Source organism: Actinoallomurus acaciae (assembly GCF_042429965.1).
Lineage (GTDB): Bacteria > Actinomycetota > Actinomycetes > Streptosporangiales > Streptosporangiaceae > Actinoallomurus > Actinoallomurus acaciae.
Genome location: NZ_JBHLZP010000321.1, coordinates 1 through 10,191 on the forward strand (window position 1 = coordinate 1; position 10,191 = coordinate 10,191).

The following is a 10,191-nucleotide window of genomic DNA, read 5'->3' on the forward strand; positions in this document are numbered from 1 at the left end:
GACCCCGGCGCCGCCGCGGCGATCCGCGCGGACCTGGCGGAGGCGCTGGGCGGCGACCTCCGTACGCTGCGCCCCGGTTCGCCCGAGGCCGCCGAGGTCAAGCGGCGGCTGGTGGCGCGCGGAGAGTGGAGCCAGTACCTGGAGGTCGGCATCGGGCCCGACGCCGAGATCTTCACGAAGGCGCTGCCGCTGTCCGCCGTGGGCCACGGCAGCCGCGCGGGCGTGCTGCGCGAGTCGGAGTGGAACAACCCGGAGCCGGAGGTCGGCCTGGTCGTCTCGTCACGGGGTGACATCGTCGGCGCCACGCTCGCCGACGACATCAACCTCCGCGACTACGAGGGTCGTTCCGCGCTGCTGTTGCCCAAGGCGAAGGACAACAACGCCTCCTGCGTGCTCGGCCCCTTCGTACGCTTGTTCGACCGCACGTTCGGGCTGGACGACATCCGGTCGACGACCGTCCGGCTGGAGGTCGTCGGCGCCGACGGCTTCACGATGAGCGGGGCGTCGCCGCACGGCCAGATCAGCCGGGACCCGGCCGACCTGGTGAGCCAGCTCATGGGCGACCACCACCAGTACCCGGACGGCGCCGTCCTCCTGCTGGGCACGATGTTCGCGCCGGTCAACGACCGGGGGCGCCCCGGCTGGGGCTTCACCCACCACCAGGGCGACGTCGTACGGATCTCCACGCCGGAACTCGGGACCCTCACCCACGAGGTCCAGCACACCCAGGACTGCGCTCCGTGGGACTTCGGGATACGCGCCCTGATGACCAACCTCGCACGCCGCGGCCTGCTGCGCTGACCCGCGACCTCTCCGGCCGCCGCCGGGCGACCGGAGGGACACCGCTCAGTTGCTGGCCCGGCGGCGACGCCCCAGGCGTAGCCAAGCGGGCCAGGTCCTACCGGCGAAGGTCGTTCGTCCGGTGGGGGCGCTCCACCTTCACCGGTAGGGCCTGGCCCGCTTCCCTAAGGGCGAAGGGGATGACCCGGCAGGGGGACTAGCGTCCGTTCACAGGACGTGTTCTAGCGACGTCTCGTCGACGATCGTCCGGTAGTAGCAGGTAGGTCGTGGTGCGCCCGAAGGCGACTGAGTGTGGCAAGCCCCGCCCGTCGTCCGGCGCACCACGTACAGCAGGGAGTTCTGGTCGCAGTTGACGCGGATGTCGACCAGCGCCAACGTGTCGCCGGAGGTTGCGCCCTTTCGCCATAGCTCGTTGCGCGAGGTCGACCACAGGACCGCGATCCGCTCACGCAGCGAGACCTTCACGGCTTCCTGGTTGGCGTATCCCACGAAGAGGACGTCACCGCTGTCATGGTCTTGCAAGACAACGGGAAGGACGTCGGCCCCCGTCGCGGCGACCTTGGCGAGCTTGCCGAAATCCAGGTCAAGCGCGATGCCTTCTTCGAGTTGGTTCACCCGCTCATCTTGCCCGGCGATTGAGCCGACCGCACGCCCCGCAAGGAGTACGGCAAGGGTGTCCATACCTGAGCAGTCGCCACCGCCGGGCTGTGGACGGTGCCGGTCATGAAGAACCCGTCCGGCCGCCGGCCGAGCAGCGAGCGGATGAGCTCCTCCCGGGGCTCGGCGAGCAGGGCCGTCGCGGCGGCCGGGGCGGCTCCGCGTAGGCCCGTGCCGGACAGGCCACACCGGGCGATCTTTCCGGGGGCGGCCCCGGCGCGACGGCGGGCGAACTCGACGGCACCGCCGCGATGCGCGGAAAGGCAAGGTGGGCAGCGGGTACCGGGCGAGCCCGGCCGTCGAGACGGGCTCGCCGATGGTGATGTGCCCGCGTGGCCGGGCACAACCTGCCGACGTTGCCCGGCGGGGCTCCTCCGGTTCCCAAGACCCCGCAGGCCGGAGAGCAGGACCCGCATGGACGTCTTCCTCCGGCGCCGCGATAGCAGGGAGGGCCCATCCTGCCGAGGCGCTCAAGCAGGGAGGCCGGCGTCTCACCCCTGAGGAGCCGTCTCCTCGACCAAAGCGTTGATCTCCGGCAGGACGGCGTCGGCGACCTGGATGCTCCGTTCGATCAGGCCGTTGGCGTGGAAGAGGTCGGCGGCGCGCTGCTGCTCGGCGACGAAGTCGCCAGTGACCGGATGGAGCCCCCACGGCCGGGTGCGCAGCGCATGCTCCCAGGCGTCGAGGTCTCCGCCGTCGTCGGTGGTGAACAACGCGGCGGCGTCCCGGGGGTTCTGCCGGATCCAGGCGTCGCTCTCCTGCAGTGCCGCCACGATCGCGGTCAGTTCGCCGCGTCGTTCGGTGGCGAACGCCCGGCTGGTGAACCACAGGGAGCGGTGGCTGAACAACCCGTCGGTCTCGATGATCGTTCGGACGGGGCCGCGCCGCTCCACCTCGGTGAGGTGCGGATAGGACCCGACCCAGGCGTCCACCTCGCCCTCTTGGAACAGTTCGGCGGCGTTGCCGTAGGCGTCGACCGGCTCGATGTCGCGCCAGCTCAGCCCGGCCCGCTCCAGGGCGAACAGCAGCAGCGTGGTCTGCCAGGAGCCGTGTCCGAGGGCGACCCGCCTGCCCTTCAGGTCGGCGGGCGTGGCGATCGGCGAGTCCGCGGGCACGACCAGGCGGCCGTTCTCGACCCGTGGCCCGGAGATCGCGACGTAGACCACGTCGTGGCCCTTGGCCTGGGCCGTGACCGGGGGAGTGGATCCGGTGCCGATGAAGTCGTAGCCGCCGTCGAACAGATGGTCGCCGTGGGCCGACGGCAGCCCCTCGGTCGGCCTCGGCCGCTCTCCGGCGGGCAGCGACCGCAGGTCCACCCACTCCACGTCCGGGACGGACCGCTCCAGGACGCCGCGGTGCCGCAGCACCCACAGGGAGTTGTTCTGCGGGAAGAATCCGACGCGCAGGGTCATGACGACTTTCCTTTCAGCAGGGGAAGAACGTGGCGGCCCACGCGCTGGGCCTCCTCCAGGTGGGGCACACCGGCGAGGATGAAGGCGTCCACACCGAGGTCGATGAGCTCGTCGAGCCGGGCGGCGACCTGGTGGTAGTCGCCGACCAGGCCGAAGAGCGGGCCGGGGCGCAGCCGGTTGAAGCCGCCCCACACGTTCGGCTGGACCTCCAGGTCGCGGTGGGAGTCACCGGTGCCCGCGGTGAACTCCCGGCCGCGCCGCCAGCCGACCGACTCAACGGCCTCGGGGGTCCGCTCGGTCTCGCCGAGACGCTCCCAGCCGCGTTCGATCTCCTCCCACGCCTGTTCCTCGGTCTCCCGGGCCAGCACGTCCACCCGTACGGCGAACTTCGGGGGCGTGTCACTGTGGCGGCGGACGAGGTCGAACTTCTCGGCGAGCGCGTCGAACGGCTCCAGCCAGGACAGGTAGTAGTCCGCGTGACGGCCGGCGGCGGCGATCGCGGCGGGCGAGGACCCGGAAAAGTAGATCTCCGGGAACGGCTGCCCGCGCAACCCCGGCGGCAGAGCTCCGCCTTCGACCCGGTAGAAACGGCCCTCGTGGTCGTACGGCCCGTGCCACACGCCCTTGAGCACGTCGAGGAACTCCGAGGTGCGGGTGTACCGGTCGTCGTGGTCGACCCGGTCACCCCACCAGAGCTGCTGCGGGCCGCCCCCGCCGGAGATGATGTTGTAGACGACACGGCCGCCGGTCGCGGCCTGGAGGGTGGCCGACATCCGCGCCGCCTGCACCGGGTGCAGGAACCCCGGCTGGAAGGCGATCATGAACCGGTACGTGCTGGTCTCGTGGGCCAGCGCGGAGGCCGCGGCCCACGGGTCGTCGGTCTGCGGGAAGGAGGGCATCAGCCCGCCCACGAAGCCCGCCTGCTCGGTGGAGCGCGCCACCTCGGCCATGTAGTCCAGCGGGCCGTACCCGTCGGGCGCTCCGGTGCGCAGCCCCGGGCCGAGGCTGCCGGGCAGGAACGGCCCGAAGCCGCCCCTGGTGATGTCGCCCAGCCGCAGCGCGAAAGCGTCGCCCTCCATGGCGATCCGCCAGTAGACGTCAACCATGCCGTACCTCCTGTTCCAGCAGCGGCAGGACGCGTTGCCCGAGCCGGTAGGCGTCGTCCAGCGGTGCGGAGGGTTCGAGGAAGAACTCCGTGATGCCCCGGTCCAGGTGTCCTCTGATCTCCGCCGCCACCTCTTCGTCCGACCCCGCCCGTACCGGCAGCCGGACGGCGGCGGCGACCCCGTCCGGCACCAGCGCCGGATCGTCACCGGGGTCGAGTACGTGCACGTCGGCGTGGTTCGCCGACAGCTCCAGCGCCTCGTCCGAGGTTCCGGACAGGTAGACGCGGGGGAACGGGCGCGGAGCGCGGGACGCGGGCAGCCCGCCGTCCAGGACCTGGAAGTACTCACCGTCGAAACCGAAGCCCGAACCGTTCCAGACGCCCCGGGCGACCGTGAGGAACTCCGCCGCGCGGGCGTACCGCGCGGCGCCGGTCAGGAAGTCGCCCTGGGCACGGGCGACGGCCGGGGCCAGGTCCACGACGAGCCGCCAGCCGAGCCGTCCGCCGGTGTAGCGCTGCGCCGAGGCCGACAGCTTCGCCGCGTAGACGGGCGTGGCGATGCCCGGATGGAACTCCGCGATCACGTCGATACGCCGGGAGTCGCGGAGCAGCCCCGCCGCGACCACCAGCGACTCCAGGCCGCCGGGGTCGAACGGCACCAGCGCGCCGTCCAGGCCGGCCAGCTCGGCGGCCCGGCCGACCAGACGGTGGCTCGTGCCGCGGTCGGGCGGTCGCAGGTCAGTGACGAACTCCGGCAGCTCCACCCGTTCGGGCGTACGGGTGGGCACGGTGATGTGGAAACGTGTCAACGTCGTCCCCCTTCGATGGCCTCCACGGCCGGTTCGTTCTCCCGTACGCCCAGGTCGGCCAGCAGCCGGCGGCGCAGCGCGGTGAACGCGGGATCGGTGGCGTCACGAGGCCGTTCGGCGGCCACCGTCTCGTCGGTGACGAGCCGGCCGTCCCTGAGCACCGCCACGCGGTCGGCGAGCTTGATCGCCTCCTCGACGTCGTGGGTGACGAGCAGCACCGCCGGACGGTGGGTGCGCACCAGGTCGGCGACCAGATCCTGCATCCGCAGCCGGGTCAGCGCGTCCAGAGCGGCGAACGGCTCGTCGAGCAGGAGGAGGTCCGGCTCGCGTACGAGGGCACGCGCGAGCGCCACCCGCTGCGCCTCGCCGCCCGACAGCGTGTGCGGCCAGGCCCGTGCGTGGCCGGCGAGGCCCACCTCGGTGAGCGCCCGCAGGCCGCGCTCACGGGACTCCGCGGTGCGCGGCAGGCCCACGACCACGTTGCCGAGCGCCCGCTTGGACGGCACGAGGCGCGGTTCCTGGAACACGATCGTGCGGGCCTCGGGCACGAGGACGGTCCCGGCGTCGGGCCGTTCCAGCGCGCCGAGGATGCGCAGCAGTGTCGTCTTGCCGGTGCCGCTGGCACCGAGCAGCGCCACGAACTCGCCGCGCCGGATGTCCAGGTCCAGCCCGTCCAGGACCGACCGGGCGTCGAAGGTCCGGCGCAGTCCCTCGATGTGCACGGCGACGCTCATCGGGCCGCCCCTCTCGGCCGCCACGGCATCAGCACCCGCTCCGCGCCTCGCGCGATCAGGTCGGCCACCAGCCCGAGCAGCCCGTAGATCAGCACGCAGACGGACAGGATGTCGGTACGGGAGAAGCTCTGCGCCTGGGTCATCAGGTAGCCGATGCCGGAGGTGGAGTTGATCTCTTCCGCGGCGATGAGCGCGATCACGCTGAGGGTCATCGACAGCCGGAAGCCGGCGAGCAGCGACGGCAGCGCGCCCGGCAGCACCACCTCGGCGACCAGCCGCCACCGCCCCAGCCCGAACGACCGCATGGCCTCCAGCAGCCGCCGGTCCACGGTGCGCACTCCGCCCGCGGTCGAGACGTACATCGGGAAGGTGGTGGCGACCGCGATGAGGATCACCCGGGCCGCCTCGCCGATCCCGAACCAGACCATGAACAGCGGCACCAGGGAGAGGAACGGCAGGGCCCGCAGGAGTTGCAGCGGAGAGTCCAGCAGCTCCTCGCCCAGCCGGGAGAACCCGGTCACCACGCCCAGCACCAGACCGGCGGTCAGCCCGAAGAGCAGGCCGAGGACGGCCCGCGTCAACGAGACACCCAGCGCGTCGGTGAGCTGGCCGTCCGACCACAGTTCCCGTGCGGCCCTGGCCACGGTGGCGGGGGAGGCCAGCACGTCGGGGGTGAGCACTCCGGTGGCCGAGGCGACCCACCAGCCGGCCAGCAGCGCCAGCGGTCCGGCCGTACGCAGGACCGGTGTCACGCCCCGGCGCCTCGGCCGGGGCAGGTCCGGCCGCGGGACGATGAGATCGGGGTACGCGGTGGTCACGGCCGCACCACGTGCGGCGCCACGTCCACCTCGGCAGGCGTGATCTTCTGGTCGGCGAAGAACTTGGCGACCTGGGCGAAGTCGGCGAGGTTCGTCTCGCCGATCGCGTCGGTGGGGGCGCCCTTGCTCACGTCGTCGATCGTGAGTCGCCTCGCGGTCCCGCTGACCGCCTGCGGGCCGGACGTGGTGAAGACGTTGACGAAGTCCGCGGGGTTTCGGATCTGCCGCAGGCTCTGGTCGTGCAGGTAGGTGGAGAGCGCCCGGAGAACGTCGGCGTGCGCGTCCGCGAAGCCGGTGCGGACGGCGAACACCGAGTAGTTCTGCGAGCCGATCTGGCCGCCGTTCACCAGGAAGTGGGCGCCGGTGGCGGCGATCTCCGGAATGGAGTACGTCGCCCAGACCGCCCAGGCGTCCACCTTCCCGGAGTTGAACACCGCGGCGGTCTGCCCCGGGTCGAGGTACACCCGGTTCACCCGGTCGGCCGGGATGTTCGCCTGGGCCAGCGCCTTGAGCAGCAGGTATTCGGCCGTGCCGCCCTTGTTGACGGCGACCCTTTTACCGATGAGGGCGCTGACCGAGGTGATCGGTGAGCCCTTGCGCACCAGGATGCCCTCGCCGTTCTTGTCGGGGGCGACCTGGGCGAACAGCTTGAAACCGGGCCGCTGGGCGAGCGCGGCGATGGCCGAGGTGATCGAGCCCTGCGCGATGTCCAGCTTGTCGGCGTTCAACTCCTGCGCGGCGGGGGCGAACGGCCCGGAGCTGCCGGTCCAGGCGACCTTGGCGTGGACGGCGGCCAGTGCCCTGGCCAGGCTGCCGTCCTTCTTGCCCCGGGCCAGCACGCCCGCGTTGCCCGGGTCGGGGATGCGGATGGTGACCGTACGGCCGCCGCCGGCGTCGACCGCGTCGCCGCCCGACCCGCCGCAGCCCGCCACCGCCAGCAGCGCTGTCAGCAGCGCGGCCAGGGTGTGGCGCCGGAAAAGCGTGCGTGTCATGACTGCTCCTGTGCGATGAAGGGAAGGCGTGGGACGAGCGCGCGGGCCTTGGCCAGCGGCGCGGGGTCGGCCCAGGTGGTGACGTCCACGGGGTTGTCGTGGAAGCCGTGGCGCCGTAGGAACTCCTCCTGCTCGGCCAGCAGCGTGAGGCGGAGGTCGTCGAGGTCGGCGTGCAGGCCGCGGTGGTAGTGGCCGCGGTAGGCGCCCGCCACGCCGGCCGGACCCGACCCGGTCTCGGTCTGCAGGATGCGAGCGACCTCGGCGGGCCGGTTCGCGGCCCAGTCGGCGGCGCCCAGCAGCACCGCCAGGAAGCGGACGACCAGGTCGGGGTGGTCGTCCAGCAGCCGCTGGTCGACGGTGATCGGGCGAGGCGTGCCGTTGTTGACCCTGGACCGCCTGTCGGCGAAGGAGTCCAGGTCGACGGCCACCTCGGCGCCGTGGCGGGCGGCGGCCTCGACCGCCACCGCGCCCTTGGTGTAGACGGCGTCCACCCGGCCCTCGCGCAACGCGGTGAGCTCGGCCTCCCACTGACCGGGAACGTCGCCGTCCAGCTCCACCGGCACGGCGTCGTCCAGGGTCAGCCCGGCTTGGCGCAGCGCCCCGTCGAATCCGCGCAGGGCCATCGCCCGCCAGAAGTCGATCTCGATGGCGCGGCGCGGGATCGCCAGCCGCCGGCCCTTCAGGTCGTCGGGGCCCTCGATGCCCGAGCCCGGCCGCGCCACGATGACTTGACGCTCCTCGATCCAGGTCAGGCCGACCAGCCGGGTCGGCGCGCCGCCGGACCTCGCCCACAGCGCGGGAACGTTGCCGCCCTCGCGGAACAGCGTGGCCAGCCGATGCCGGAAGTGCTCACCGCGTACCTCACCGGTCCCGGACTCCTGCAGTGACCGGACGGCGATGCCGTCCGCGGCGAACTCGGCCGCCAGCCAGCCTTGGCCTGCGGCGATGCCGGTGGCGGTGGGGACGGGACAGCGGGTGAACCACAGGGTGTCCGGACGCGAGGTGACCATGCGGGGAGTATTTACGACAAAACCTACCAACTCAATCTGGATCCCATGATGCGGGAAAGTCCCTGCGGTGTGTCCCAGGTAGGGGGCAATACGGCTAATCCGGTAGGTTCACTGGGCAATGCCGCATCGTGGACAGCTCGGCGAAAGGCGGGACATGGCGCGGACGAACGCCCCCACCGGAAACCAGGCGGTCCTGCGCGCCCTCGGCGTGTTGCACTGCTTCCGCGACAACGGAGCCGCGCTCAGCGCCTCCGACATCGCCCGGCGGCTGAACCTCAGCTCCTCCACGGCGCACCGGCTCGCGCAGACCCTCGCACGGGCGGGCTTCCTCGACCAGGACGACGGCACCGCCCGCTATCGGCTCGGCCCCTCCGTCGTGGAGCTCGGCCTCCTGTCCTACCACCAGCGCGGCCTGCAGCGGACCGGCCCGGAACTCGACCATCTCGCCCAGGTCACCGGGGCCACCGCCGACCTGGCGATCCGCGGCGGCACGCACGTCGTGCTGGTCTCCGGCGGCTCGGTGCGGCGCAACGACACCGGGATCGGGCTGCGCCGTCCGCTGCACTCGACCGCCCTCGGCAAGGTGCTGCTGGCCTGGGCACGGCCGGGCGAGGACGACCTGGCGGACCTGGGCCCGCTCCGCCCGCTGACCGGCCGCACCATCGCCGACCTGCCCAGCCTGCGAGCCGAGGTCGAGCGCGTCCGCGCGGTCGGCTACGCGATCAACGACGGCGAGTCCGCCGAGGGAATCCGCACCCTGGCCGTTCCGCTGCTGGACCGCGCCGGACACGCCCGCTTCGCGCTCGCCGTGCGGTCCACTCCGGAGGTGCTCACCGACGCGCGCATGCCCTGGTTCCTGGGCCATGCGCAGACCTGCGCCCGTGCCCTGGAAGTCCTGCTCCTCCACCCCGACGAGCGCCGGCGCGGCTGAACCGCCCCGGACCGGGCGGCCCCCGCCGGGCCTTCGCGTCGGCGCTCAGGATCGGCCGAACAGCTCCTGGGCCTTGGTCTTCAGCCCCTTCTTGACCACGCCGGTGGAGTCGGGGTCGCCCTTGATGACGGCCTCGGCGGCGTCCTTCAGCTGCTCGAAGTCCGCGTGCGGCGGGATCGGCGGGATGTCGGGGTCGCAGCGGACGTGGAGGACCGGCCGGTCGGCGGCCAGGGCGCGGTCCCAGGCGGGCCCGATGGCCTCGGGCTTGTCCACCTCGATGCCCTCCAGGCCGATGGAGCGCGCGAACGCGGCGTAGGACATGTCGGGCAGGGTCTGGGACTCCTCGAACTTCGGCGCGCCGCCCATCGCGCGCAGCTCCCAGGTGACCTGGTTGAGGTCGTTGTTGTGCAGGACGGCGATGACGAGCCGCGGGTCGGCCCATTCGGAGTGGTAGCGCTTGATGGTGAGGAGCTCGGCCAGGCCGTTCATCTGCATGGCGCCGTCGCCGACGAACGCGATGGCGGGCCGGCCGGGGTGGGCGAACTTCGCGCCGATGGCGTACGGCACGCCCGGTCCCATGGTCGCCAGGGTCCCCGACAGCGAGCCGCGTACGCCGGCGCGGATCTTCAGGTCGCGGGCGTACCAGTTCGCGGCCGAGCCGGAGTCGGCGGTCACGATCGTGTCGTCGGGCAGGCGCGGGTTCAGCTCCCAGAACAGCAGCATCGGGTGACCGGGTCGGCCTCGACCTTGGCCTGCCGCTCGACGGTGCCCCACCAGCGGGCCACGTTGTCCTCGACGGTCCGGCGCCAGGACCGGTCCTCCGCCCGCCTCAGGCGGGGGATCAGTGCGCGCAGGGTCTCGGCCGCGTCGCCGACGAGGTTGACCTCGGTCGGGTAGCGCATCCCGATCATCCGGCCGTCGA

General features: G+C 72.3%; 10 protein-coding genes and 1 pseudogene. 2 read left to right on the top strand and 9 right to left on the bottom strand.

Features of this window, described 5'->3' with window-relative positions; all coding sequences use genetic code 11:
* Window positions 1–801 (top strand): fumarylacetoacetate hydrolase family protein (locus ACFFNX_RS32410; protein WP_378209679.1); only part of this gene is annotated, 801 nt, incomplete at its 5' end.
* A 207-nt stretch (window positions 802–1,008) separates the two neighbouring features.
* On the opposite strand, the gene ACFFNX_RS32415 is transcribed toward ACFFNX_RS32410, so the two are convergent.
* The 8 genes from ACFFNX_RS32415 to ACFFNX_RS32450 form a co-directional block, all read right to left on the bottom strand.
* Window positions 1,009–1,482, bottom strand: coding sequence for a phosphoribosyl-AMP cyclohydrolase (locus ACFFNX_RS32415; RefSeq protein ID WP_378209680.1), 474 nt, complete (start codon window positions 1,480–1,482; stop codon window positions 1,009–1,011).
* A 467-nt stretch (window positions 1,483–1,949) separates the two neighbouring features.
* The gene (locus ACFFNX_RS32420) at window positions 1,950–2,870 is read right to left on the bottom strand and encodes an ABC transporter substrate-binding protein (RefSeq protein ID WP_378209681.1); all 921 of its coding nucleotides are present in this window, start codon (window positions 2,868–2,870) and stop codon (window positions 1,950–1,952) included.
* Window positions 2,867–3,976: an LLM class flavin-dependent oxidoreductase gene (locus tag ACFFNX_RS32425; RefSeq protein WP_378209682.1), complete on the bottom strand. Its 1,110-nt coding sequence runs from the start codon at window positions 3,974–3,976 to the stop codon at window positions 2,867–2,869. The genes ACFFNX_RS32420 and ACFFNX_RS32425 overlap by 4 nt, the downstream gene beginning before the upstream one ends.
* Window positions 3,969–4,784 carry an LLM class flavin-dependent oxidoreductase gene (locus ACFFNX_RS32430; RefSeq protein WP_378209683.1) on the bottom strand — a complete coding sequence of 272 codons (816 nt, stop codon included), beginning with the start codon at window positions 4,782–4,784 and terminating at the stop codon, window positions 3,969–3,971. The genes ACFFNX_RS32425 and ACFFNX_RS32430 overlap by 8 nt, the downstream gene beginning before the upstream one ends.
* Complete coding sequence (locus tag ACFFNX_RS32435) at window positions 4,781–5,518, bottom strand: ABC transporter ATP-binding protein (RefSeq protein WP_378209684.1); 738 nt, start codon at window positions 5,516–5,518, stop codon at window positions 4,781–4,783. Before ACFFNX_RS32435 ends, ACFFNX_RS32430 begins: the two co-directional genes overlap by 4 nt.
* Window positions 5,515–6,336: an ABC transporter permease gene (locus ACFFNX_RS32440; protein ID WP_378209685.1), complete on the bottom strand. Its 822-nt coding sequence runs from the start codon at window positions 6,334–6,336 to the stop codon at window positions 5,515–5,517. Before ACFFNX_RS32440 ends, ACFFNX_RS32435 begins: the two co-directional genes overlap by 4 nt.
* Window positions 6,333–7,328, bottom strand: coding sequence for an NrtA/SsuA/CpmA family ABC transporter substrate-binding protein (locus ACFFNX_RS32445; protein ID WP_378209686.1), 996 nt, complete (start codon window positions 7,326–7,328; stop codon window positions 6,333–6,335). Before ACFFNX_RS32445 ends, ACFFNX_RS32440 begins: the two co-directional genes overlap by 4 nt.
* Window positions 7,325–8,338 carry an ABC transporter substrate-binding protein gene (locus ACFFNX_RS32450; protein WP_378209687.1) on the bottom strand — a complete coding sequence of 338 codons (1,014 nt, stop codon included), beginning with the start codon at window positions 8,336–8,338 and terminating at the stop codon, window positions 7,325–7,327. Before ACFFNX_RS32450 ends, ACFFNX_RS32445 begins: the two co-directional genes overlap by 4 nt.
* A 154-nt stretch (window positions 8,339–8,492) precedes the next feature.
* On the opposite strand from ACFFNX_RS32450, the gene ACFFNX_RS32455 reads away from it, so the two are divergent.
* Window positions 8,493–9,269 (top strand): IclR family transcriptional regulator, encoded by a 777-nt coding sequence (locus ACFFNX_RS32455; protein ID WP_378209688.1) that lies wholly within the window; start codon window positions 8,493–8,495, stop codon window positions 9,267–9,269.
* A gap of 45 nt (window positions 9,270–9,314) precedes the next feature.
* Here the strand turns inward: ACFFNX_RS32455 and ACFFNX_RS32460 are convergent.
* Window positions 9,315–10,191, bottom strand: a pseudogene (locus ACFFNX_RS32460) (thiamine pyrophosphate-dependent enzyme); the annotation flags it as partial.

Bases quoted from the DNA above. Each gene is read 5' to 3' on its own strand.
- ACFFNX_RS32415 (WP_378209680.1), bottom strand. From the start codon at position 1,482: ATGGACACCCTTGCCGTACTCCTTGCGGGGCGTGCGGTCGGCTCAATC.
- ACFFNX_RS32425 (WP_378209682.1), bottom strand. From the start codon at position 3,976: ATGGTTGACGTCTACTGGCGGATCGCCATGGAGGGCGACGCTTTCGCG.
- ACFFNX_RS32435 (WP_378209684.1), bottom strand. From the start codon at position 5,518: ATGAGCGTCGCCGTGCACATCGAGGGACTGCGCCGGACCTTCGACGCC.
- ACFFNX_RS32455 (WP_378209688.1), top strand. From the start codon at position 8,493: ATGGCGCGGACGAACGCCCCCACCGGAAACCAGGCGGTCCTGCGCGCC.
- ACFFNX_RS32420 (WP_378209681.1), bottom strand. From the start codon at position 2,870: ATGACCCTGCGCGTCGGATTCTTCCCGCAGAACAACTCCCTGTGGGTG.
- ACFFNX_RS32450 (WP_378209687.1), bottom strand. From the start codon at position 8,338: ATGGTCACCTCGCGTCCGGACACCCTGTGGTTCACCCGCTGTCCCGTC.
- ACFFNX_RS32445 (WP_378209686.1), bottom strand. From the start codon at position 7,328: ATGACACGCACGCTTTTCCGGCGCCACACCCTGGCCGCGCTGCTGACA.